Below are 23,219 nucleotides of genomic sequence, written 5' to 3'. Positions count from 1 at the left end.
GTCTCCTCAGAACTCGATCAGCCAGGCGCTGAAGCGGACACCGGCCAAAAGGTTGAGCGCGCCGCCGCTGTTCTGGTGGGCGAACAACTGCAACTGGTCGCCGGCCGCCGCAACGTGGGTGTCGGAGAGGGTGATGGCCGTGTTGTCGCCGCTGACGGCCGACCGGGAGTCGATCCACGGATACGTTCCCGAGCCGTTGACGTCGACCAACAGCCGCCGCAGGCCGGTGCCGTTCGAGGCGAACACCCCACCGGCGGCGAAGCCCCACAGGCCACCGATTGGCAGCGTGATGATCGTGGACGTCGCGGCGAACATCGACGAGTTGTCGAAGTCCTCGGCGTCGAATGAGATCGCGGTGACCGCCCCGGACGACAGCGACAAGGTGTTGGTGCGCCGGGCCCGAACGGAGCGTGTGTTCAGCCGCTGCGGGGTGAGGTAGTTGCCGGTCTGGATTCCCATGGGTGTCCTCTCAGAGCGCCGCGACTGCGGGCAGCCAGACGTTGACGTCGGTGCCGGTCGGCCAGGCCCGCTGGCTGCCGTTGACGCCCCGCCCGGACGCCGAGCACGAGAGCCGCTGGAACGCGCCTGACCCGGTGGCGGTGGAGTCCGCGACCAGCGTGAACTCGCTGATCCGCCACGTTGCCGACGCCGCCGGGGTGCCCTGGTGCCGGCCGCGCGGCACCGCCAGCCCGGTGGTCGCGGGCGCGGTGGCAACCAGGACAAGCGGTGTCCACACGCCGACCGGCAGGGCGGTCACCGTGCCGAACGAGGTGCTGATGTAGACGCCGCCGGACGTCTGCCAGTCCACGGCCATGCTGATCTGCACGGTGGCGGTGTCGGCGCGGACCCACCCGGTAATCCGGTAGGCGGTGCCGGCGGTGGCCGCGATGGCGGGCGAGTAGATCCCGCCGACCGCTGTCACGCCGTCGGGGTTGACCCGAGCCGCACCGTGGGGTGTGCCCGGCCGGCCGGCGGCCTGCCAGGTCAGGGTGCTGCCGGCCGCGACGTAGCCAGCCGTGCTGGTTTCGAACCATGCCGTCGTCGGGTTGAGCACTGTGCCCGGGGCGTCCGCGCGGACCTGCTCACCGCCGACCCTGACGTCCAGCGGGTAGTCGGTGGGGTCCCAGGTCCACGGTCCGTTCGCGACGGTGTTGGACAGCGTGACAACCGTGCCCGTGCTGGTCAGGTTCGCGGCCAGGGTTGACCCCTCGCCGGCTGCGCGCTGCGGCCCGCCGGCCTCGGCGACGTCCCACGGCGAGGCCGGCGGGCCGTTGAACGTGATCGACCACAGGAACTCGTCGATCGTCTCGGTGTAGCCGGTGACCAGCGTGCGCACCCGCCCGGACACCCACACGGGCGGGCCGGCCACCTCCAGGACGCCGCCGACGTCCAGGGCGAGCAGCTGCGCGCGCAGCGTCGGCGCGGCCACCCAGTCGGGGGCGGAGAGCTGCACGGTGATCGCGGGATAGCGCGGCTCGTCCACGGTGCCCAGGCGCAGCCGGTGGCCGGCCTGGTCGCCCAGCTCGCCGTCGTCGAGTAGGTTCAGCGTCTCCGACGTGGTGTAGATGCCCACCCCGTCCGGTGGCACCGCGGCGGCGAGCGGCCCGGTGAGCTGGACGGCTCGCGCCGATGACCCGTCGCGCCGCTCGACGGTGATGCTGTTGCGCACGTCGTCGGCGTCGTCGACCGGGTCGAACGGCTCGCCCGTCTGCCCGGCGTACGCGATGGCGACCGGCGTCTGGTTGTACAGCTCGCTGCGGGTCCGGTACGCCAGCGCGCCGGAGTCGCGGGACTCGTAGAGCAGCCCGCCGTCGACGGCGATGGCGTCGTCGATCGCGGACGTGGTCGACGCGGCCAGCTGGACGTTCATGCGCGAGACGTGACCCGGGTCGGCCGGTGCGGCGTCGAGGTCGAGGCCGATCTCCGCAGCCAGGCGGATCAGCCGGTCGACTGCCGCCTCACCCAGGTTCGAGCGGCGCGACTCCCGCACGAACGTGCCGTACGAGTCGGTGGCGCCGACGATCGCCACGGGGATCGGCGCTGCCACCCAGACGGCGACGTGCCCGGCGGGCATCGGACTCGACGACGTCACCCCGGTGGCGTTCACGGTCACCGAGGTCACGCCGCCCAGCGACCCCGCGAACGTGGTGGTGAGGTTGACGCCGTTGGAGGTCTGGAGCCGTGCGGTGACCGTGCCTCCGGACACGGACGCGGACCCGGCGAAATGGTGGAACGTGGGCGACGCCGATGGATGGTCGATCAGCAGGGTGGACGCACCGGCCGACGTGATCCCGACCAGCTGCGTCCGCGCGGTGGTGGTGACCTTGATCTGCCAGCGGGTGTAGGTGCCGCCGTTGGTCGTCCACTCCAGCAGCACCACGTCACCCGACAGCGTCCCGAGGTTGTCCACCAGGATCGCCGTGTGCACCGTCCACGGCCCGCCGGCGGTGGCCGCCGTGGCGTCGGCCGACAACCGCGCCGACAGCTTCCCGCCGGCGGCCAGGTCCGCGAGGGCGGTCGTGCCAAACACCGTGCTCGACGCCGCGAAGGTGTAGTTCTCGACCGGTTTGAACTCCACGCTGCCCGACGCGACCAGCGGCGACAGCCCGGACGTCGCGGCGCCCGCCTGCCCGGACAGCTCGCCGTCCTCACCCGGCCAGTACGCCACCGGGTTCGAGCCCTCGATCGTGCGGCGCATCGGCGAGAGCACCGGCTGGTCACCCTGGCGGAAGCGGCGCAGCAAACCGGCGGCGTCCAGGTCGACGTACCGGTCGGCGCCCGACAGCGACCACCGCGGCGGCCACGACGGGATCTCGCCGAAGAACCGGCCCACCAGGGACCCGCCGATCGGCCCGGCGGACACCCGCACGAGGGTGTTCTTCCCGATCAGCCCGTACAGATCGGACAGCGGGTTACGCGGGCTGTACCGGCCCGTGCGGTTGTCCAGGCGGAACCCGCACTTGCCCGGGTCGGCCCGGTACCCCTCACCCGACCGACCTCGGGTGATCGACAGCGACCCCCGCACGTCCGCGGTGATGTTGACCCACCCGAGCGTCGGCCCGGCGTAGATCTCCACGCGGTACTGCCACCGCTTCATCGGGACCCCAGCACAGCCTGGGCGTTGCCGCCGCCGCGCTTGATGGCGGCACGGAGCACCTCAACAAGCAGGTCGTCGAGCCGGGACCCGGCCGAGTCGAGCACCAGCCGCAGATCCCCGCCGCCGGAGGCGCTGCGCGACGAGACCTCCTCACCGGCCAGGGCGAGGATCGGCACCGGTGTGCCCGGGGTGCCGGGCACTCGGCCGCCGGAGTGGAACGTGGGCAGGCGTGGGGCGCCCACGCTGTTGCCGCCGATGCCGGGCACCCAGCCGGGCACGGTCCAGTGCAGTCGGCCGACGGTGTTGTTCCAGGCGCGGGAGATCGCGTTGAAGCCGTTGCGGAACGGGGCGCTGATGTACCCGGCGATCTTGAGGAACGCGCGGCCGACGCGGCCGGGCAGGCCGATCGTGTAGTCGAGCCAGCGGCCGGCCATCCGACCGACCCCGGTCCAGAAGCCGGAGAACAGGTCCCACCACGCCCGCACGCCGGTGGTGAAGGTCTTGTAGACCCACTTCCAGCCGCCGACGATCCAGTTGAAGACGAACTCGGCGGCGGCCTTGATCCCGGCCCACGCCACGTTCCAGATGTCCTGGAACCACGTCGTTTGCGTGGCCACCCACACGATCCCGGCAGCCAGCACGGCCAGGCCGGCGACGACCAGGGTGATCGGCGCTGTGGCCACCGCGAGGGCGATGTTCCACGCCCACTGCGCGGCGGTCGCGATGGCCGTGGCGGCGGCGCCGGCGATCGTCGCGACCTTCGCGATGGTCATCGCCGCGGCCGACTTGACCGCCGATGCGGTGACGGCACCGTTGGCCATGGCGAGCAGGTTCACGATGCCGACCAGTCCCAGCGCGGCCGTCGACACCGTTTCGATCTCCGTCCCCCACCGGGACAGGGTCGACGGGTCGGCGGCCCGCTGCGCGTCGTTGAGGTTGAGCTGGGCGTCCTTGGCGTCGCGGTTGGCCTGGGCCATGTCGCGGCCGGCCTGGGCGGCGTCCTCGTTGGCCTGGGTCAGGTCAACCTGGGCTTGTTGGCTGTCGATGCCGGCCTGCTTGAGGTCGAGCTGGGCCTGGGCGAGGTCCTGGGCGGCCTGCTTCGCCTCGACCGACCCCTTGCCGTGCTCTTTGACCGCGGCGGCGTAGTCCTGCTGGGCGACCTTCGCGTCGATGCCGGCCTGCTTCACGTCGAGCAGGGCCTGCTCCGCGTCCGCCCCGGCCTGCCGCGAGTCGACCTGCGCCTGGTTGAGGTCGATCTGCGCCTGCTTCAGGTCGCCGAGGGCCTGGTCGGCGTCCAGGCCGGCCTGCTCGACGTCGGCCAGCGCGCGTGCCTGCGCCTGGGCCCGGTCCGCGCTGCGGTTCTGAAGCGCGGACAGCGCGGACACGGTGCCGCCGGCGTCGCCGATCGCGGCGGACATGCCAGCCGCGCTCGCGCCCACGCGGGCCATCCGGTCGCCGTACGCGCCCGCTGCCGCGCCGGCCTGGTCGGTCTGCCGGCTTGCCCGCTGCGCCGCGTCGCCGACGCTCTCCGTCGCCTTGGTGGCCTGGTCGGCGGCCTTCGCGAGCTTCGTCGCGTCGCCGGCGAAGGTGAGGGTTACCGCGTTGCCCGCCACGTCAGTCCACCTCCAGCCCGGCGTCCGACACGACCTTCAGCAACGCGCCCGCCAGCGCGCCCTGGACGTCGTCGCGCTTGGCGTGGAACGCCGGGTACACGTACCTGCCGCCCTTGCGGAACTCCCGGTGCGCCGGGCGGCCCTTGACCCGGCCCTCGCCGCCGTAGTCCAGCCACGGCACGTACGGCGCCCGCGCGGACCCGGCCGACACCCGGGTCGCGGTGCGCGTCGAGCGGGCCTTGACCGCGGCCCGTGCCCGGCCGGTGCGGCTGGGCATCATCGGCCGGGCGGCGTCGACCACGATCTGCGCGGCCTCGTTGTGCGCCAGCCGCAAGCCCTTCGGCGCGTCCGCGTCGAGCTTCTTCAGAGCCCGGTTGAACTCGTTCAGGCCCTCGATCCGGATCGGCTCGGTCACGCCCGCTCACCTTCCCCGCTGCTGTCCCTGCGCCATCAGGTCCTGGAGCTGCCGGCGCTGCGCCTTGCGCGCGAAGTAGACGGACCACTGCACGTACTCGTCGTTCGTCATCTCGGCCCGCATCCGGGCCACCGTCATGCCGAGCTTCTCGGCCAGGACGAAGTCGAACTCAAGATCCGGATTCGCCTGGAGGGCTTTTGTACGCCTCCTTGTCGGCGCGGCCGGCGATGCCGGACAGCTCGTTGATCGCCAAGTTCAGCGTCTCGATCTCGCCGAACGGGGCGACCAGAGCCCACTGCCGCACCTCGTCCTCGGTCAGCTCCGGATCCACAAGCGCCGTCGACAGCGACAACGCCTCCACGTCCGCCGGGTTGGCCTTGCTGTCGCTCATAGCCTTGCTGATCCTCAGGACCTCCGCGCGGGTCAGCGCGCGGATGCGGACCGTGCCCAGCCCGGGCAGCTCGACGTCCTGTTCGGTGAGCCGCGGCTGTAGCAGTGCCGCCTTGTCGATCGCCACCGGTGATCTCTCCTTACGCCTGGGTCGTGTCGACGACGTCGTCGCTGATCGTGAACTGGGCCGACCAGGTGACCATGTCGGCCACGGGGTTGGTCTCGACGTACTGCGTCAGCAGCGCGTCGAAGGTCTGCTCCGGCTTGCCCACGCCGGGGCCCTCGGGCTGCCGCACGATCTCCACGACCGTGCCGACCAGGGGGTTGAGTACCGCGTGCGGGCCGGTCGCTGCCTCGTTGTCGTAGGTGCCGCCGCAGGTGAACTGACCGTTCTTCAGGCCGCCGGTGTGGACCTCGGCGTTCTTGCCGTACATGGTGACGTTGTGCCCGGCCGCCCCGCGGGTCATCTCGGACGTGTTCGTCCACTCCGAGATGTCGTCACCGGCGACGGTGATGTTGGTGTCCTTGCCGTGCTGCCAGCCCATGGCCTACGCGCCCTTTCCGCTGATGTCGAGGTGGAACGTCGCCGCCAGGTAGGGGACGTTGTTGTATGTGGCCTCGTCGAAGTCGCACGAGGCGACCCGGACCGTGTCGCAGGTCGTGTAGGTGTGGCCCTCGATCGCCGCCTTGACGGACAGCGGACCGGACCTGGCGGCGTACTCAACGACGGCGCGGCGTGACTCCGGCTTCACCGGTCGATCGACGAGCACCATCAGCGGCCAGTCCTCGATCCGCCAACCGGTCCGGCCGTACGCCATGTCGTAGGCGATCTCGGGTAGCGGGATCAGCGCGAACGGTGGCGACACCCGCTGCTCGCCCCACTCGGGCACGGTCAGCCCGTCGATCGTCTTCAGTGCGGCGCCCAGCTCGTCGGCGACGGCGATCAGGTCCACGGCTCAGCCCACCCGTCGACGCCGGGACAGACCGGCCAGCGCGGTGTGGACGTCCGGGTCGAGGCGGGCCAGCAGCCGCAGCTCCGACCCGGTCGACGGTGACCCCGCCACCCCGTACGGCGAGTCGCGGCGCGAGTCCCACCGGGACACCTGGAGCTTGCACGCCCCGATGACGCCGGCGGGCACCGCAGACCAGCCCCAGAGCGCCGACACGACGACCGGGCCGTCCGGGTAGTCGGTAAAGCCCAACCGCTCGTACGGCTTGCCATCGGCCGCAGCGTTGTCGGGCAGCAACGTGGCGCCGCTCGACGCGTACGCCACCCCGCCGACGGTCAGGCCGGTGACGTCCTGGACGTCGTCGACCTCCAGCAGCCACAGCCCCGACACCACGTCGTACGACGCCGGCCGGCGGTACGTCCGCACCTGCGGGGCGTCGACCTTCCCGAACTGCCGGTTACACCGGGTGTCGATCGCCCGGGACGCGGCCGTGCACCAGGTCGCCAACTCCGCTTCGTCGCCGGGGTTGCGGCTGCGGATGAACACCGCGGCGTCCTCGGCGGCGACGTAGTCAGGCTTCCAGGGCACGGCCGCGTCTCCTCAGTTGCCGTCGAGCACGTAGTACTTGACCTCGGACGCGGTGCCGTCGATCGCGACCTGCACCCGCTTGTTGACGTCGCCCCAGTCCTTCGGCACCTGACCGGCCTTCACCTGACCGGCAGCCAGAGCGATCGTCCGGTCGGCGACGGCCAGGTCCCCGACCGTGTTGTTGGTGGTCAGGGTGACGGTGTGCGCCCCGATGCCGGTGTTGCGCCAGAGCACCAGCGACCCGGCCGGCACGGTGTCCGCCGACGCCGTCCCGGACCGCTCGGTCACCGCGGTGCCCTGGCTGCTCGCGACGCTGACCGCCGCGTAGTCGGTCATCGTTACTTCTCGGCCGGCTTGGCGGGCTTGGCCTTGGCGAACTCTTCCGCCGTGGCCTCCCGCGCGTCGTCCACGCTGGTGCCGACGTACCGCTTGCCGGTGAACGGGCTGACGGTCCGACCGGTGCGCTCCAGCTCGTCGCGCTGGCCCTCGCTGAAGGTGAACTTCGGCTCGGTCGGCTTTGCGGCCGGGGCCGGGCTGCCGGCAGCGGACAGCTTCTCGCGCAGCTGCGCGTTCTCCACCTCCAGTTCCCGCACCCGGTCAGCGTCGGTCTTCGGGGTCGTCTGCGTCTGCGGCGCCGGGGTGCTCTGCGCCCCGACCGCCCGCGATCCTGTCTGCGCCATCGGCGTCTCCCTGCTCGATTCGGTCAGTCCGGGCTGGCTCACGGCACCGGGTCGTACGTGATCTCGCGGACGCCGTTGATGTCCGTGATGGCGGTGGCCTTGTAGCCCCAGATCGCCAGGTCGACGTACGCGACCCGGTACTGGAACTCCAGGCGCTGCGGGGCGGTCGCCCAGCCGTGCACGACCTCCCGGTCGAACAGGTAGGAACTCGCCACCACCGAGCCGGTCGCGGCGAGGGCCCACGCGGGCAGCGCGGTCACGCCGTTGACGTCGATCGCCGCGTACCTCGAGCTGGCCGTGCCGGACGCGTTCGACGGGCCCAGCGCCGGGTACAGCCGGCGGCCGGTGGTGTCCTTCGCCGCGACCATCGCCTTGTACAGGTCGATCTGCGTGAACATGGTGTCCATCGAGAAGCCGCCCCGGATGTACTGGAGGCCGGCGAACGCGGCGGTGATCTCCCCGTCGAGGGTCTGGCCGGTGGTGCCGCCGCCGGCGGTCAGCGCGATGGCGGTCGGGGTCGCGGCGTCGAGCACGGCGACCGCGGCGGCCTCCAGCGACTCGTACCAGGCGCGGACCATCTGCCGCCAGATGATGCCGGAGAGCTGCGGGTTGCCGCCCTGGTCCCACGCCTCGCGGGTGATCTCCACCTTGCCGGACACCGCCGACGGGGTGATGGTCTGCGAGGTGGCGGTGTACGCACCCGGGGTCGGCTCGGTGCCCTCGGTGTGGTTGGCGACCATGCCCGAGGCGCTGTTGAACTTCGGCAGCACGAACGGGGTCGCGTCGGCGATGGTGCCCTTGTTGACCGCCGACCACACCGGGTACTGGTACTCGCGCTGGTCGACGTACATGTCGGGCCGGTTGCGGTTGGGGTTGAGCGCGCCTACGTCGGCCCGGTCGACGTCGAACTGAGCCGCGGTCATCTCCCGCTCGAAGCTCTCCCGCATGAAGCCCTGGGCCCGCTCCAGCGCGGCCATGTCGCCCTTGCTGCCGGCGATCAGGTCGGTCGAGAAGTCGTGCGTGCCCCGGGCCAGGTTGCCCTGCCGGTCGAACCGGTACGGCATCTCGTCCTTCACGCTGGCGGTCACGGTGCGCCGGGTCGGGTCGACAGTCGCCCGCTTCTCCGGCTCGGCGGCCGGCGCCGGGGTCACCTGCGGCAGGCCGAGCAGGGTGGTGAACTTGCCGCTGCGGATCAGCCCGTCGACCTGCTCGGCCGACAGCACCAGACCGCCCTCCGGGGCGGTGGGACGCTGCGGCGTCTGCTGGGCCGCGACGAGCGCCTGGATGGCGCCGGGCCGCTGGAGCAGCGCGGTCAGTTGGTCCTGGTTGAGGTTGACGCCACCGGCGGCCGGCGGCGTGGTCTGAGTCTCGGCGGACTCGTGCTCGTCCGGCATCCCGGATCCTCCATCTCGTTGCGCCCGCACCTTGGCGACGCGGGCGTCGTCGAACGCGGGGACCGCCGTGATGCTGGTCTCCCGCAGGTCAGCCCGGCGCACCCGCACCGTGCCCTTGTTCTTGTCGTCCGGCACCGTGTCGGCCGCCATGTCGAAGTCCACGCCGACGGAGAGCCCGTCGAGGGTGCCGTGCTCGGCCAGTGCCAACGCCTCGTCGCCGGCCGCGCCGGGCGCGACGCTGAACTTGACCTTCAGGCCGCGCGGGGTGTCGGTCAGCTCGATGGCCTTGCCGAGCGGCTGCCGGTAGTCGTGATCGCGCAGCAGCTTGACCCGGCCCGGGTCGGACCACTTCAGCGAGCCCGGCTCGAACAGGAACTTGACGCCGTACTTGGTGGCCGTCTTGCCGTACGGCAGGGCCAGGCCCTCGATCGTGCGGCGCTGCGTGTCGACGGTGAAGCCGAGCACCTCGGCGTCGAACGTCACCGCCGACTGCGCGTCGAACGTCCGCCCGGCCGGCTCGGCGGCGGCGTCGACCTGCTCCGGCTCGGCGGACTCGCCGCCGCTGGTCTCGTCCTGGTCGGCGGGCGGGGCCGGCGCCGGGGCGGGCTTCTTCTTCGGCGCCGGGCCGGACAGCTGGGCCATCGCGCGGACCTCGTCGGAGTCGATCGCTCCCATGTCGTACAGGCCCTTCCAGTAGGCGATCTGCCCGGCCGGGTCGGGCTTCAGGTAGTCCGTCAGGTCGAACCGCACGGCGTGGCCACGCCTGGTGACGTCGCCCATCGAGAGCCGCTGGGTGATCGCGGACATGTACGGCGCGTACGTCTCGTTGATCTTCGTGGTGCGTCTGTCCTGCGCGTTGAAGTACGTGCGGCTGGTGGTGCTGACGCCCAGGTCCTCGGGGTCCACACCGAGGCCGTTGGCGATCTCCAGCGTCACCTGCTGCTGAAGCTCGACGAGCTGGAGCTCGGCCGGGGACGGGGCGTTGACGTCGAGTCGCTTCACGGTGGCCGGCACCCAGGCGGTGCTGCCGCGCTTGCGGGCGGCCTTCCAGTCGGCGAGGAACGAGTCGATCTCTTCGTCTTTCATCGGGTCGACGCTCATGTCGTCGGAGTCCGTGAACAGGTCCAGAGGGCGCGGGTTGTCCGCGTACGTGGTGGCCAGCCGGTTCAGCAGCAGCGCCCGCTTGACCACCAGGGAGTCCGTCGACAGCAGGCCGGGGTTCGGCGAGTCGAACCGGATCAGCTTGTCCGCCGGCGTGGCTACGCCCGCCACCCACACGATCTTCACGCCGCGGGCGTCGTGGCCGGACGGGAACGGGTTCGGCTGGTTGGCCGGAGGGTCGAGGCTGACCGTGGCCACGTCAAGGTGCCGCGCGGCGATGGGGTAACCGGCAAAGTCCTGCGCGGTGATCAGCCACCACGAGATGGCGTCGAACGCCAGATCCTCGATCGTCTGCGCCAACGTGACCACGTTGGCGACGTCCGGGTCGATCTGTTCCAGGAACGGCGAGCGGACGATATCCAGGCCCCTGTACTGCACCAGCGGCAGCGTGGCGACCGAGCAGAGCGCGTTCCGGCCCTTCTTCACCGCCGTCACCGACAGCGCATCAGACCGAGACACCCGGCCCGGCATCGCCGCGCTCATCTCCAGGATCAGCCGGTCGATCGGGCGGGCCGGCGAGTCGAACTCGGCGGTCGCCGGCTCGTCGAGGGCCAGCGGTTGGGGCAGCGACAGCAGGTCTCGGAACTGCTGCCCGACCGCTGAGAGCCACCCCATGGCCCGGAGCGTACATGATCATGCCGAAGAATCATCAGTCTGAACGGTCACAAACCTTCGATTCTTCGGCTCAACTGTGCGTACGCCGTGACACCTTCCGTGGCTTCGGCAACGTGCGCGCCAGGTGAGCGGCACCCGCGACCGCGTACACGGCGTCCGCCGGACCGCCCGCCCGGGTGAACACCCACCCGTCGCCGCGCTTCAGCTTCTCCGCGCCGGCGACCTGGTCGTCCAGCATGTCCTGGCCGGAGTGCGCCAGCGTGCGCGCCTTCACCTCCTTCACCAGACCCATGCACACCGCCGTCGTCTCGCCCCGGATGTCCTCCACCCGCACACCGCGCGGCGGCCACCCCCGCACGCCCTCCTTGCGCCGGTCGGCGACCTTCGCCGCCACCGCGGCGGCCGGGCCCGCCGGGAACCAGCCGATCACCCGCGGCTTCAGCTTCTCCACCCAGCCGGGCAGGTCCCGCTCCAGCTGCGCCGCCGCGTCCGGCCCGGACCACTCGTGCACGGTCTCCACCCGCACGCGCTCGTCATCGAGGACAGCGGCCACCGCGAGGGTCGCGTGCGTACCGTCCGGGTTCAGGTCGATGCACCCCGCCAGCCGGCCGCGCACCGCGTCCAGGTCCCCGACGTCCCGGCAGTCCTTCCAGTCGCCCGGGTTGATCGCCGGGTTCAGCAGCGGCACCCGCTGGCACAGCACCTCCGCACGGAACCCGGCCTCTTCCTCCCCGCCGGCGCGCTTCGCCCGACGGGCCGGGCCGAGCAGGTCATCCCAGTGCTGCCGCCGGCCGACGTTCGGATTCGCCGCGGCGATCGCGTCCGGGTCGTCGACGTCGCAGCCCTCCGGCGCCGACCACTCCAGCAGCCCGAGCCGGTAGTCGCCGACCATGTCCGGGGCGTCCAGGAGCTCGGCCACACCGCGCTGCCCGGACTCCTCGTCCCACCACTCGATGAAGTCCTTCGCCGACTGCCGCAGCGAGTTCAGCACCACCGACGTGTCGTCGCCCATGTTCGTGATGCACCACGCCTGACCGAACGGGCGGGCGTTCATCGCGTTCGTTGCCGCGTTCCACGCCACCCACGTTGCGTGTTCCCGCAGCTCGTCGATGATCAACCGGTCGATCCGCAGCGACCGGCCACCCCGCCGGTTCGCCGCCGCGATCTTGTACCGGGTCCCGTGCGACGTCAGCAGCCGTACGTCGTTGTTGCCCTCCTTGACCGCGTTGCGCGGCAGCTGCGCGGCCAGCTCGTCGACGTCCTCCGCGATCACCCGCGCCTGGTCCCACGACTCGCGGGCGTACTCGAGCATCGTCGACATGCCCAGCGTCAGCGGCCACCGCTCGACGAACAGCCAGAACAGCGCCAGCACGGTCAGCAGGTGCGTCTTGCCGGCCTGCCGGGCGACCAGCACCAGCACGGTCCGGAACCGCGGGCGCCCGTCCGGCAGCAACTCCCCGCCGTGGATCACCGCCCGCTCCTGCCACGGGTCGAGCGGCATCCCCAGCTTGTCGCGGGCGAAGTCGATCACCGCGAACCCGTACGACGTCGCCGCCGTCAGCGCGCACCCGCAGCCACACGGCCCAGGCGGACCGGTCACGAGCGGCGGCGTGATCAACCGGGGCGCGGTCGAGCCGAGCCGAGCCGGAACCTGGGCCAACACGGTCACTACGAGTCACCATCCGAGGCGGGAGAGAGAGAAAAGGGACAGGGCGGGGTGTCCGTGGGGTCCCCTGGTGGGGAAAATCCGCAGGTCATCGGACGCATCGGCGATGTGCCCAACGCCACCGCCACATCAGCATCCGTCGACCGCAGATTCGGCAGCGGCGCTGCCTGTCCGTTGGCTCGTACATCACCACTTGGTCACCGCCTTGTTGGGTCGGTCGGCGAGCTTGGTCGGGTCGCCGAGCTTGAGGTTGCACGGTGCGCAGCTGGCCACGAGGTAGGCAGGGTCGTCGCCTGTGACGCTGCGGCCTGCGGTGTGGTGAACGTGGGTGGCGGTGGTGGTGCACACCCCGGGTAGGCGCAGCTGGCAGAGGTACCCGTCGCGCACGAGCACCAGGGCGCGGGTGCGTCGCCAGGCCCTGGTGCTGCCGCCTTCCCAGGATCGGCTCATGGTCGTGCGCTGGCCATGTGGATCTGTACGAGCTGGAGTGCTCGGGCCAGGTATTTGCCGCAGAGCAGGATCTCCCCGTCTGGGTCGACGGCTTCGCCCGTGCACTGGAGGCTGTTGCGGCGGATGTACCGGCAGCGGGTCAGTCGGTCGCTCACTGCTTCAGGGCTCCGATCATGAGGGCGACGAACAGGGCGCCGGCGAGGATGAGTGCGAGGTTGGGGCCGATCTCGATGGTCATTGGCTGGGTCGGTCCTTCCGTCCGTGGAGCTTGGCGTGGTGGCGTCGCTGTAGACCGATGACGCGCGCCTCGTCGAGCTGGCGGCGTACCTCGCGCTTCGCCTGTCGCCGGCGGACGGTCTCGGCTACGGCCGCTTGGAGTCGGGCGTCGAGTTCGTCCCTGAGGTTTGGGGTTGTGGGTCCGTCCGGAGTTCGTCCCTCGTCCTCGTCCCTATACGACGGGACGAGGGGACGAGGTCCATCAGTTCGTCCGGGACGAGGTGGGACGAGATCGGGACGAGGGACGAGGTCATCACTCATCAGGGGCCTCCAGGGCCTCGATCACGAATGGCTTGATGTGGGAGTGGACCAACGCCGCGCCGACCTTGCTCTGGAGCACGTAGCCCTCGTTCACGAGCAGCTCCAGGGCGGTGCGGACCATGGCGGCCTTGCCACCGGCCATGTTCTCGATGGCGTTCTTGGACAGGCCACCGGGGTTGTCCGCGACGATCCTGGACACCTTGAGCATCACGGCGGTCGGTCGCAGGCCGGTGTCCGGGCTGGCCACGGGAGCGTCGAGGGTCAGCTCGACGAACTCGGCCTCGTGGGAGGTCATCACCAGGTCGCCGAACCAGAACAGGCCCTCACGGCCGGGCAGCGAGTGGCGACGCAGCTGGGCGGGCCGGTCCTTGGTGATCTGCACGGTGGAGCGGCCGGTCAGGCCGACGCCGAACGGGCGCCGATTCTCCAGGGTGTACGCCGCCCCGTTGAGGCCGTTGAGCTTGTGCACGCCGCCGATGGCGTACCGGCCGCGGCCCTCGGCGCTCTTCGTGACGTGGTCCAGGGCGACGGACGCCGGTCCCCGGTCGGCGATCCACCGGGGCAGCATCTTGCCGAACGCGGCGATGTCGGTGTTGTCCTTCATCTCCAGCCCGTGCAGCGACATGGCCTCGGTGACACCGTCGAGCACCGACAGGGTCGGCCGCAGGTCGCCGAGCGCCTGGGCGAGGTCCTCGCGGTTGCCCAGCGACCCGATCGCCTCGTCGGGCTTGAAGTAGGCGAACCGGTCGCGGATCAGCGCCGGCTTGACCTGCATCGCCATCAGCCGGCCCACGACGCCGCCCTCGTCATCCTCGAAGTCGAGGTACACGACCGCGTTGCCGGCCTCCAGCTCGGCGCGGACGGCGAGCAGCGCCAGCCATGTCTTGCCGGCCTCGGACTCGCTGGCGATGGTGTGCAGCCGGCCGGGGTAGAACATGCCGACGCCGTCGCCGCGGCGGCCGACGGTGGGCAGGGGCGGCTGGTACTCGCCGGCGAGCACGGCGGTGAGGTCGACGGGTTTCCAGCTGCGCCGGGGTGCGTTGGCGGCCTCGTCGGGCTGGCCGGCGAGTTCCTGGAGCAGCGCGGGGGCGCGCCGTTCCCACAGCTCGTCGTTGCCGGCGATCTGGGCGGCCTCGATGACCAGGCGCTCGCGGCGGCGTCGGCGGGCAGCGGTCCGGATGATCCCGGCGTGGTGCGGGACGGTGCCCGGACCCATCGCGGCGCCGGAGCACTCGGCGAGGTAGTTCAGGCCACCGATGCGCTTGAGGTCGCCGGGGCCGAGCCGGTCGCCGATGGCGACGGGGTCGGTGGGCTCGCCGGCGGCCCGGGCGGCCGTGATGGCCCGCCAGATGATGCCGTGCCGGCCGAGGTAGAAGTCCGTCGCGGTCAGCTCGTCCGCGCCGGGGGTGTGGTCGATCTCGGTCAGGGCGGTCCCGATGACGAACCGCTCGGCTTCGACGACCGGGTCGGTGTTCGCCGACGTGGGCTCGGTCAAGGTCGCGGTCACTCGGCCCGCCCCAGCGCCAACCGGCGGATCAGCTCGCCAATCGGTTCGGGGTCGACGTCGACGTGGTGCTCCGGGCATCGCGCATCCGGTCGGCATCCGCCGTACCGCCGGCAACCTTCCCCCCGTTCCTTGCGCTCCACCTCAGGCGCTCGCCTTGGCCTGGTCGGCGAGCCACGCGTCGACGTCCGCCCAGTCGTACCGGAGCCACCGGCCCACCTTGGAGCACTTCGGGCCGGTGCCCTTGTGGCGCCATTGGTGGAGGGTGGCAACCGGGACCTGGAGGTAGTCGCTGACCTCCGTGGCCGACGCCAGCGGCCTACGCTTCATATTGTCTCCTGAGCAAGTAGACGTATCTGCTGAGCAAGATCGTTGCTCCTCGCAGTCTTCGTCAACCCCTGGCGCTTGTCAACACATCGCGGTAACCTGCTCCCATGGCAAGCTCTCAAGACCTTCCGACATCTGTAGTTGCGCGCAGGGTGAAGGAGATCCGGACACGACAGGGCATCACCGCCGAGCAGCTGGCGAACCGGATGCGCGAGCTCGGCGTCCCGTTCGACAAGACCGTCATCGCCAATTTCGAGACCGGGCGTCGGCGATTCGTCACCGTCCAGGAAGCGTTCGCCCTGGCCTACGCGCTGAACGTCGCCCCGATCAACCTGCTCACGCCCGTGGCGGATGAGATGGACGACACCTACCAGGTGGTCCCCAATGGCTCCGCGACGGTTCGACCGCTGCACGTCCGGGACTGGCTCCGGGGCATGGTTCCGCTGCCGGGGCAGGACGACCGGGTCTTCTACTCCGAGGTCTCGCCTGCGGAGTCGGAGATGCAGCGGGAGACCATCGCTGAGATCATCAGCGGGCGCCTGGGCCTCTCGAAGGACTTCCGCGAGAGCATCGCCCGCGACTACGCGGCGGGCCAGTTCTTGCCGATGGTGTCCAACAGCGCCCGGGTCATCGCCCTGTTCACGGTCGGCGGGACTGGCGACCGTGGCGAGCGTTGAGCGGGACGCCACCCGCACGAAGACGCCGTGGGTGGTGCGGTGGCGCGACGAGGCCGGCCGGCAGCGCAAGCAGGGCTTCGCGAAGAAGATCGACGCCGACCGGCACCGCGCGAAGGTCGAGCACCAGCTGGCCACCGGCGCGTACATCGACCCGAAGCTCGGCCGGACCACGCTGCGGGAGTACGGCGAGGCGTGGCGCGCCGCCGCGGTGCACCGGGAGAACACCGCCAGCCGCACGAAGAGCCAGCTCCACTGCCACGTCTACCCCCGGTTGGGCGACCGCCCGATGGCGGCGATCCGCAACAGCGAGCTACAGGCGTTCGTGACCTCGCTCGACCTGGCACCGTCGTCGGTGCGGCCGGTGTGGGCGACCGTGCGTGCCATCTTCGGCGCGGCGATCCGCGACCGGGCGATCGGTCACGACCCGTGCCTCGGGGTGAAGCTGCCGGAGCTTCCCCTCGCCGAGGTGGTGCCCCTGCTGCTCGACCAGGTCGACGCACTCGCCGCCGCCGTTCCGGATCGGTACCGCGGGCTGATCGCGGCGGATGCCGGATCCGGGCTACGGCAGGGCGAGATCTTCGGCCTGGAGGTGCCCGGCATCGACTTCCTGCGCCGCGAGATCACCGTCAGCCAGCAGGTCCAGCCCACCGCCGGCGGCGGGGTGAAGGTGTGCCCACCGAAGAACCGATACAGCCACCGGACGGTCCCGGTCGGCCAGGTGGTCGTCGACGAGCTGGCCGCGCACCTGGCCGAGTTCCCCGCCGAAGAGGTCGAGGTGCTCGACGTGACCGGGAAGCGGCCCGTACGCCGGATGGCCCGGTTCGTGTTCACCGACGCCGCCGGGCAGCCGCTGCTCCGGAGCGCCTTCAACGCCGACGTGTGGGACCCGGCCCGCCGGGCGGCCGGCGTGCCCGAGGCGACGCAACACGATCTGCGGCACTTCTACGCGTCGTTGCTGATCCGGGCCGGTCTTGGTCCGAAGGTCGTGGCGAAGCTGCTCGGTCACAAGGACGCGTCGATGACCCTCCGGGTGTACGCGCACCTGTGGCCGGACGACGACGACCGTTCACGCCAGGCGATCGACGACGCTTTCCGTCGTGTGGCATCGCCTCAGGCATTGACTCCGGCATCACTTCCGGTATAGTTACGGGCATGAGTGAACGCGCCACCGACAAGGTCCGGGAGAACCGGCTGCGCCGCATGGCTGAACGGCAGGGCCTCGCCCTGATCAAGTCGCGGCGTCGGGATCCCCGGGCGCTCGACTTCGGGCTGTACTGGCTGATCGAGTCGGGCAGCAGCACGACGCAGCCCTCCGAGCGGGGGGCGTCGCTCGACGAGATCGAGGCGCGTCTCGTGGGTGATGTGCCCACGATGCGCCCAAGCCGGGGAGCGTGACTGATGTTCTCGCAGGTCAGCGACCGTGCGCCACCCGTGTACTCTATTTGGCGTTGAAGTAGCTGGCTTCCGGGTGGTGCACCACGATCGCGTCGGTGGCCTGCTCCGGCATGAGCTGGAACTCCTCGGACAGCTCGACACCGATCCGATCCGCGCCGAGCAGGTCCACGATTTTCGCCCGGTCCTCCAGGTCGGGGCAGGCCGGGTAGCCGAACGCGTACCGGCAGCCCCGGTAGTCGTTGCGCAGCAGGCCGGCCAGATCGGTCGGGTCGTCGTGGCCCAGCGGACGGCCGTCGGGCAGGGTCAACTCGGCCCGGACGCGCCGATGCCAGTACTCGGCGAGCGCCTCGGTCAACTGCACGGACAGCCCGTGCACCTCCAGGTAGTCGCGGTACTCGTTGCGGGCGAACAGCTTCGCCGCGTACTCACTGACCGGCTGACCGACGGTGACCAGTTGCAACGCGACCACGTCGAGCTGGTCGCCCTTGGGCTTGAAGAAGTCGGCCAGGCAGAGCCGCCGCTCCTGCCGCTGGCGGGGAAACGAGAACCGGGCGCGCTCCGCGTGCCCGTTCTCGTCGAGCACCACCAGGTCGTTGCCTTCGGAGTACGCGGGGAAGTAGCCGTACACCACCGCGGCCTCGAGCACCTGGTCGGCGATCAGCCGGTCCAGCCAGTACCGCAGACGCGGGCGGCCCTCGGTCTCCACCAGCTCGTCGTAGGAGGGACCGTTGCCACCCCGGGCGCCATTGAGCCCCCACTGCCCCCGGAACGTGGCCCGCTCGTCGAGCAGCGCCGCGTAGTCGGCCATCGGCACACCCTTGACCACCCGGGTGCCGAAGAACGGCGGGGTGGGCACCTCCACGTCCACCGCCACGTCGGAGCGGACCGACGAGTCGTGCAGCTCCGGCAACGACTCGGTGACCATGGTGCGCTGCCGTTCCCGGCGGGCACGACGGGCCGCGAGCGCCGCCTCCCGCTCCGGGTCGACGACCGGCGCCCCGCCGCGCTTGGCGGTCATCACCCTGTCCATCAGCGACAGACCCTCGAACGCGTCCCGCGCGTAGTGCACCTGCCCCGGGAACATCGCCCGCAGGTCGTCCTCGACGTACGCGCGGGTCAGCGCCGCCCCACCCAGCAGGACGGGCCAGCGCTCCGCCACCCCGCGGGTGGCCATCTCGGCCAGGTTCTCCTTCATGATGACAGTGCTCTTGACCAGCAGACCGGACATCCCGATCGCGTCGGCACGGTGCTCCTCGGCGGCCTCCAGGATGGCGCTGATCGGCTGCTTGATGCCGATGTTCACCACCTCGTAGCCGTTGTTGGACAGGATGATGTCGACAAGGTTCTTGCCGATGTCGTGCACGTCGCCGCGCACCGTGGCGAGCACGATGCGGCCCTTGCCGCCGTCCTCGGTGGTCTCCATGTACGGCTCCAGGTACGCCACAGCGGTCTTCATCACCTCGGCGGACTGGAGCACGAACGGCAGTTGCATCTGACCGGAGCCGAACAGCTCGCCGACCACCTTCATGCCGTCCAGCAGGATGTCGTTGATGATCGACAACGGGGACCGGCCGCCGGCCATCGCGTCGTCCAGGTCGGTCTCCAGGCCGTTGCGCTCACCGTCGATGATCCGCCGCTTGAGCCGCTCGTCCAGCGGCAGCGCGGCCAACTCCTGCGCCCGGCTGGCCCGAGCGCTCGTCACGTCGACACCCTCGAACAGCTCCAGGAAGCGCTGCACCGGGTCGTAGCCCTCGCGTCGCCTGTCGTACACCAGGTCCAGGGCCACCTCGCGCTGCTCGTCCGGGATCTTCGACATCGGCAGGATCTTGCTGGCGTGCACGATCGCCGAGGTCAGGCCGGCCTGCACGCACTCGTGCAGGAACACCGAGTTGAGCACCTGGCGGGCGGCCGGGTTCAGCCCGAAGGAGATGTTCGAGATGCCGAGCGTGAAGTTGACGCCGGGATAGCGGGCGGCGATCTCCCGGATCGCCTCGATGGTCTCGACGCCGTCGCGGCGGGTCTCCTCCTGCCCGGTCGCGATCGGAAAGGTCAACGCGTCGATCAGGATGTCGGCCCGGTCCATGCCCCAGCGGCCGGTCAGGTCGTCGATCAACCGCGCGGCGACCCGCACCTTCCACTCCCGGGTGCGGGCCTGCCCCTCCTCGTCGATGAGCAGCGCCACCACCGAGGCCCCGTGCTCGCGGACGATAGGCATCATCCGGGCGTACCGCGACTCCGGGCCGTCGCCGTCCTCGAAGTTCACCGAGTTGACCACGCAGCGACCGCCGAGCATCTCCAGGCCGGCCTCGACGACCGCCGGCTCGGTGGAGTCCAACATGATCGGCAGGGTCGACGCGGTCGCGAACCGGCCGGCCAGCTCCCGCATGTCCTGGGTGCCGTCCCGGCCGACGTAGTCGACACACAGGTCGAGCAGGTGCGAACCGTCGCGCGCCTGGCTGCGGGCGATCTCCACACAGGCCCGCCAGTCACCGGCGAGCATCGCCTCCCGGAACGCCTTGGAGCCGTTGGCGTTGGTCCGCTCCCCCACCATCAGCACCGACGCGTCCTGCGCGAACGGCACCGGGTGGTACACCGAGGAGACACCCGCCTCGTGCCAGGGCTCCCGCGCCGGGGCGACGGCGCCGTGCAGCCGCTCGGCCAGCACCCGGATGTGCTCCGGGGTGGTGCCGCAGCAGCCGCCGATCAGGCCCACCCCGTACTCGGAGATGAACCGCTCCAGGGCCTCGGCCAGCTCCACGGGAGTCAGCGGGAAGTACGCCCCGTCGGCGGTCAGCACCGGCAGGCCGGCGTTCGGCATCACCGACAGCGGGATGCGCGAGTGCTGCGACAGGTAGCGCAGGTGCTCGCTCATCTCGGCGGGACCGGTGGAGCAGTTGAGCCCGATCAGGTCCACGCCGAGCGGCTCGATCGCGGCCAGCGCCGCCCCGATCTCACTGCCGACGAGCATGGTGCCGGTGGTCTCGACCGCCACGTGGCAGATGATCGGCACCGACTGGCCCAGCTCGGCCATCGCCCGCTTCGACCCGACCACCGCCGCCTTGACCTGGAGCAGGTCCTGACAGGTCTCGATGATCAGCGCGTCCGCGCCGCCGACCACCAGACCGGCGGCGTTCTCCTGGTACGCGTCCCGCAGGGTCGCGTAGTCGGCGTGCCCGAGGGTGGGCAGCTTGGTGCCCGGCCCGATCGACCCGAGCACGAACCGCTGCCGCTGCGGCGTGCTCGCCGCGTCGGCGGCCTCCCGGGCGATGCGGGCGCCCGCCTCGGACAACTCGCGGATACGGTGTGCGATGTCGTACTCGGCCAGGTTGGCGAGGTTGGCGCCGAAGGTGTTGGTCTCCACGCAGTCCGCGCCGACCGCCAGGTAGGCCTCGTGCACTCCGCGGACCACGTCCGGCCGGGTGACGTTGAGGATCTCGTTGCACCCCTCGAGGCCGTCGAAGTCGTCGAGCGTGAGGTCAGCGGCCTGCAACATGGTGCCCATCGCGCCGTCAGCGATGAGGATCCGATCGGCCAGCACATCCATCAACGAAGTCCGCACCCGTTCAGGTTAGTGCGCCCCCACCGCGCCGAACGACCCTCCGCACGCGATCCCATATTGTGTCACCGGGATCACGATGTCCGGTTCATTCGTGTATGACCGTCCGCCGGGTCGCCCGACCGGCGCGGCCGACCGGCCGCACCCCGGCCCGGCACGTAGGCTGGCGGACGTGAAGGACAACAGGGACGCCACCGTGCCGGACGGCATGACGACCGGGCGCGGTCCCGGCGCCAGCCGCGACGAGCACTGTGAGGTGACGGCGTGACCGAGTTCGACGGACTGCCGGTGCTGCGGTCCCCGGTGGCGATCGCCGCGTTCGAGGGCTGGAACGATGCCGCCGACGCGTCCACCGCCGCCGTCGAGCACCTCGAGCAGGTCTGGAACGCCAGGCAGATCACCGAGCTGGACCCGGAGGACTTCTACGACTTCCAGGTCAGCCGGCCCACCATCACCATGGCCGACGGCGAGACCCGCCGGGTCGAGTGGCCGACAACCCGGTTCATGGTGGCCAGCCCCGACGGCACCGACCGCGACGTGGTGCTGATCCGCGGCATCGAGCCGAGCATGCGGTGGCGGACGTTCTGCGAGCAGGTGCTGGAGATCTGCCACAGCCTGGAGGTGGAACGGGTGGTGCTGCTCGGGGCGTTGCTGGCCGACGTTCCGTACACCCGACCGTTGCCGATCAGCGGCAGCGCCTCCGACGCGCAGGCCGCCGAGCGCTACCAGCTCACCCCCACCCGGTACGACGGGCCGACCGGCATCGTCGGCGTGCTGCACGACGCCTGCACCAGGGCCGAGGTGGACGCGGTCTCGTTCTGGGTGCACGTGCCGCACTACGCCAACAACCCGCCCTGCCCGAAGGCCACCCTCGCGCTGCTGCACCGCGTCGAGGAGGTCGTCGACCTGCCGGTGCCGATGGCCGACCTCGCCGAGGAGGCCGCCGAGTGGGAGCAGCGGGTGCGCAGCGCCGCGGAGCAGGACGCCGAGCTCGGCGAGTACGTCCGCGAGCTGGAGGAACGGGTCGGCGACGAGGGCATCACCCCATTGACCGGTGACGAGATCGCCCAGGAGTTCGAGAAGTACCTGCGCCGTCGGGGCGGCTCGGCCGGCCCCACCGCCGGTTCCTGGTAACACCTGCGCCGAAAACGGGCCCTCGGATCTCCTCTGGTCCAGGGGCCCGTTTTGGTGTGTCCGGGTGGCGGCCGACACACCCTCTAAGGCATCCTAGGAACCTAGATGTGATCAAGGAGGCGGGTGTGCAGATCAATCCCGGGGCCGCCGAGTTCCCCCACCGACAGATCGCCGCGCAGCTCAAGGCCCAGGTCCGCCGCGGCGACTGGGGGCCCGGCGAACGACTGCCGTCCATCCCGGCCATCGCCGAGATGTTCGGCGTCGCGAAGCAGACAGTGCAACGCGCCGTCGACCAGCTGCGGGTCGAGGGCATCCTGATCACCAAACCCGGCTCCGGTACGTACGTCCGGGGCACCCGCCGCCGACTCAACCGCCTCTCCCGGGGCCGGTACGGCGGCTTCCGCGGCTACCACACCGACCTCGCCGCCCGATACCGTCAGCAACTCGTCTCGGTCGGCCGGTCCCCCGCCCCCGCCGAGGTCGCCGACGCGTTCGGGGTGCCCGACGGCACCGACCTGCTCTGCCGCCGGCACCTGGTCCGCACCGACGACTCCCCCGTCGAGGTGGGCGCGTCCTGGTTCCTGCCCCGCGACACCGCCGGCACCACGCTGGAGCGCGCCGAGGCCTTCGGCCGGCCGCTCTACCAGGAGGCCGAGGAGGCCACCGGCCGGCGGTACGTCTCGGCCACCGACACGATCAGCGCCCGCCAGCCCAGTCGGGAGGAGGCGGAAACCCTCCAGATCCGGCCGGACACCCCGGTGCTGCACCTGCTGCACGTCGCCTACGACGCCAACCGCAAGCCGATCGAGGTGTCCCAGGCCACCTGGCCCGGCCCGATGACCACCCTCACCGAGGAGTACAAGATCCCCGCCCCAACCCCCGACGCCGACCCCGACCCCGGCCTGGTCCTCGGCTGACCCCCACCGCACCCCGCACCCCACGCCCCACGCCCCGCGCCCCGCGCCCCGCGCCCCGCCGATCTTGCACTTGCGGTCGGCCTTATATAATGCTTCGCACTTTTTGTCGGGGCAGAAAGTGCAAGATCGACGCGCGGAACGGGCGCGCGAGGC

At 71.0% G+C, this 23,219-nt stretch carries 23 protein-coding genes; 5 read left to right on the top strand and 18 right to left on the bottom strand.

What is annotated here, in order from left to right; genetic code table 11:
* Positions 1-6: 6 nt before the first annotated feature.
* From O7634_RS24610 to O7634_RS24530, 17 genes are all read right to left on the bottom strand, one after another.
* Entirely contained in the window at positions 7-459 is a 453-nt protein-coding gene (locus O7634_RS24610) for a hypothetical protein (protein WP_278152498.1), read from the bottom strand.
* A 10-nt stretch (positions 460-469) separates the two neighbouring features.
* Positions 470-3,097: a hypothetical protein gene (locus O7634_RS24605; RefSeq protein WP_278152497.1), complete on the bottom strand. Its 2,628-nt coding sequence runs from the start codon at positions 3,095-3,097 to the stop codon at positions 470-472.
* Positions 3,094-4,710, bottom strand: a complete 1,617-nt coding sequence (locus tag O7634_RS24600; protein ID WP_278152496.1) for a hypothetical protein — start codon at positions 4,708-4,710, stop codon at positions 3,094-3,096. The genes O7634_RS24605 and O7634_RS24600 overlap by 4 nt, the downstream gene beginning before the upstream one ends.
* Position 4,711: 1 nt before the next feature.
* Positions 4,712-5,125 carry an HK97 gp10 family phage protein gene (locus tag O7634_RS24595; protein ID WP_278152495.1) on the bottom strand — a complete coding sequence of 138 codons (414 nt, stop codon included), beginning with the start codon at positions 5,123-5,125 and terminating at the stop codon, positions 4,712-4,714.
* 6 nt (positions 5,126-5,131) lie between these two features.
* Entirely contained in the window at positions 5,132-5,263 is a 132-nt protein-coding gene (locus O7634_RS24590; RefSeq protein ID WP_278152494.1) for a hypothetical protein, read from the bottom strand.
* 31 nt (positions 5,264-5,294) lie between these two features.
* Complete coding sequence (locus O7634_RS24585) at positions 5,295-5,642, bottom strand: hypothetical protein (RefSeq protein WP_278152493.1); 348 nt, start codon at positions 5,640-5,642, stop codon at positions 5,295-5,297.
* Between the two features lie 13 nt (positions 5,643-5,655).
* Positions 5,656-6,060, bottom strand: a complete 405-nt coding sequence (locus O7634_RS24580) for a hypothetical protein (protein ID WP_278152492.1) — start codon at positions 6,058-6,060, stop codon at positions 5,656-5,658.
* A 3-nt stretch (positions 6,061-6,063) separates the two neighbouring features.
* Positions 6,064-6,468: a hypothetical protein gene (locus O7634_RS24575; RefSeq protein ID WP_278152491.1), complete on the bottom strand. Its 405-nt coding sequence runs from the start codon at positions 6,466-6,468 to the stop codon at positions 6,064-6,066.
* A gap of 3 nt (positions 6,469-6,471) precedes the next feature.
* Complete coding sequence (locus O7634_RS24570) at positions 6,472-7,053, bottom strand: hypothetical protein (protein WP_278152490.1); 582 nt, start codon at positions 7,051-7,053, stop codon at positions 6,472-6,474.
* Positions 7,054-7,065: 12 nt separating this feature from the next.
* The gene (locus O7634_RS24565) at positions 7,066-7,389 is read right to left on the bottom strand and encodes a hypothetical protein (RefSeq protein ID WP_278152489.1); all 324 of its coding nucleotides are present in this window, start codon (positions 7,387-7,389) and stop codon (positions 7,066-7,068) included.
* 2 nt (positions 7,390-7,391) lie between these two features.
* Positions 7,392-7,733: a hypothetical protein gene (locus tag O7634_RS24560; protein ID WP_278152488.1), complete on the bottom strand. Its 342-nt coding sequence runs from the start codon at positions 7,731-7,733 to the stop codon at positions 7,392-7,394.
* Positions 7,734-7,771: 38 nt separating this feature from the next.
* Positions 7,772-10,903, bottom strand: coding sequence for a phage portal protein (locus tag O7634_RS24555; protein ID WP_278152487.1), 3,132 nt, complete (start codon positions 10,901-10,903; stop codon positions 7,772-7,774).
* A gap of 70 nt (positions 10,904-10,973) precedes the next feature.
* Complete coding sequence (locus O7634_RS24550) at positions 10,974-12,572, bottom strand: terminase (RefSeq protein WP_278152486.1); 1,599 nt, start codon at positions 12,570-12,572, stop codon at positions 10,974-10,976.
* Between the two features lie 183 nt (positions 12,573-12,755).
* The gene (locus O7634_RS24545; RefSeq protein WP_278152485.1) at positions 12,756-13,019 is read right to left on the bottom strand and encodes a hypothetical protein; all 264 of its coding nucleotides are present in this window, start codon (positions 13,017-13,019) and stop codon (positions 12,756-12,758) included.
* Entirely contained in the window at positions 13,016-13,174 is a 159-nt protein-coding gene (locus O7634_RS24540; RefSeq protein WP_278152484.1) for a hypothetical protein, read from the bottom strand. The genes O7634_RS24545 and O7634_RS24540 overlap by 4 nt, the downstream gene beginning before the upstream one ends.
* A gap of 374 nt (positions 13,175-13,548) precedes the next feature.
* Entirely contained in the window at positions 13,549-15,063 is a 1,515-nt protein-coding gene (locus tag O7634_RS24535; protein ID WP_278152483.1) for a DnaB-like helicase N-terminal domain-containing protein, read from the bottom strand.
* A gap of 141 nt (positions 15,064-15,204) precedes the next feature.
* Positions 15,205-15,390: a helix-turn-helix domain-containing protein gene (locus O7634_RS24530; protein WP_278152482.1), complete on the bottom strand. Its 186-nt coding sequence runs from the start codon at positions 15,388-15,390 to the stop codon at positions 15,205-15,207.
* Positions 15,391-15,539: 149 nt separating this feature from the next.
* Here O7634_RS24530 and O7634_RS24525 point away from each other — a divergent pair, with 149 nt between their 5' ends.
* From O7634_RS24525 to O7634_RS24515, 3 genes are read left to right on the top strand one after another with little or no spacing between them, the layout of a single operon-like run.
* Positions 15,540-16,064 (top strand): helix-turn-helix transcriptional regulator, encoded by a 525-nt coding sequence (locus O7634_RS24525; RefSeq protein ID WP_278152481.1) that lies wholly within the window; start codon positions 15,540-15,542, stop codon positions 16,062-16,064.
* On the top strand, positions 16,051-17,208 hold the full coding sequence (locus O7634_RS24520) for a site-specific integrase (protein ID WP_278152480.1): 1,158 nt from the start codon (positions 16,051-16,053) through the stop codon (positions 17,206-17,208). The genes O7634_RS24525 and O7634_RS24520 overlap by 14 nt, the downstream gene beginning before the upstream one ends.
* Before the next feature lie 8 nt (positions 17,209-17,216).
* Positions 17,217-17,459 carry a hypothetical protein gene (locus O7634_RS24515; protein ID WP_278152479.1) on the top strand — a complete coding sequence of 81 codons (243 nt, stop codon included), beginning with the start codon at positions 17,217-17,219 and terminating at the stop codon, positions 17,457-17,459.
* 43 nt (positions 17,460-17,502) lie between these two features.
* On the opposite strand, the gene metH is transcribed toward O7634_RS24515, so the two are convergent.
* Positions 17,503-21,018: a methionine synthase gene (gene metH / locus O7634_RS24510; RefSeq protein ID WP_278152478.1), complete on the bottom strand. Its 3,516-nt coding sequence runs from the start codon at positions 21,016-21,018 to the stop codon at positions 17,503-17,505.
* Positions 21,019-21,279: 261 nt separating this feature from the next.
* Between metH and O7634_RS24505 the strand changes: the two genes are divergently transcribed.
* Together O7634_RS24505 and O7634_RS24500 are read left to right on the top strand one after the other, a co-directional pair.
* Positions 21,280-22,149, top strand: coding sequence for a PAC2 family protein (locus O7634_RS24505; RefSeq protein WP_278152477.1), 870 nt, complete (start codon positions 21,280-21,282; stop codon positions 22,147-22,149).
* 125 nt (positions 22,150-22,274) lie between these two features.
* Positions 22,275-23,066, top strand: coding sequence for a GntR family transcriptional regulator (locus O7634_RS24500; RefSeq protein WP_278152476.1), 792 nt, complete (start codon positions 22,275-22,277; stop codon positions 23,064-23,066).
* Positions 23,067-23,219 lie beyond the last annotated feature (153 nt).

It is taken from the genome of Micromonospora sp. WMMD1120, from assembly GCF_029626235.1.
Classification (GTDB): Bacteria; Actinomycetota; Actinomycetes; order Mycobacteriales; family Micromonosporaceae; genus Micromonospora.
This window is presented reverse-complemented; position numbering and strand designations above follow the sequence as displayed.

What these genes read in the sequence shown, in the direction of transcription:
- O7634_RS24565 (WP_278152489.1), bottom strand. Translation starts at nt 7,389, where the DNA reads ATGACCGACTACGCGGCGGTCAGCGTCGCGAGCAGCCAGGGCACCGCG.
- O7634_RS24555 (WP_278152487.1), bottom strand. Translation starts at nt 10,903, where the DNA reads ATGGGGTGGCTCTCAGCGGTCGGGCAGCAGTTCCGAGACCTGCTGTCG.
- O7634_RS24610 (WP_278152498.1), bottom strand. Translation starts at nt 459, where the DNA reads ATGGGAATCCAGACCGGCAACTACCTCACCCCGCAGCGGCTGAACACA.
- O7634_RS24515 (WP_278152479.1), top strand. Translation starts at nt 17,217, where the DNA reads ATGAGTGAACGCGCCACCGACAAGGTCCGGGAGAACCGGCTGCGCCGC.
- O7634_RS24590 (WP_278152494.1), bottom strand. Translation starts at nt 5,263, where the DNA reads ATGACGGTGGCCCGGATGCGGGCCGAGATGACGAACGACGAGTACGTG.
- O7634_RS24530 (WP_278152482.1), bottom strand. Translation starts at nt 15,390, where the DNA reads ATGAAGCGTAGGCCGCTGGCGTCGGCCACGGAGGTCAGCGACTACCTC.
- O7634_RS24545 (WP_278152485.1), bottom strand. Translation starts at nt 13,019, where the DNA reads ATGAGCCGATCCTGGGAAGGCGGCAGCACCAGGGCCTGGCGACGCACC.
- O7634_RS24605 (WP_278152497.1), bottom strand. Translation starts at nt 3,097, where the DNA reads ATGAAGCGGTGGCAGTACCGCGTGGAGATCTACGCCGGGCCGACGCTC.
- O7634_RS24560 (WP_278152488.1), bottom strand. Translation starts at nt 7,733, where the DNA reads ATGGCGCAGACAGGATCGCGGGCGGTCGGGGCGCAGAGCACCCCGGCG.
- O7634_RS24580 (WP_278152492.1), bottom strand. Translation starts at nt 6,060, where the DNA reads ATGGGCTGGCAGCACGGCAAGGACACCAACATCACCGTCGCCGGTGAC.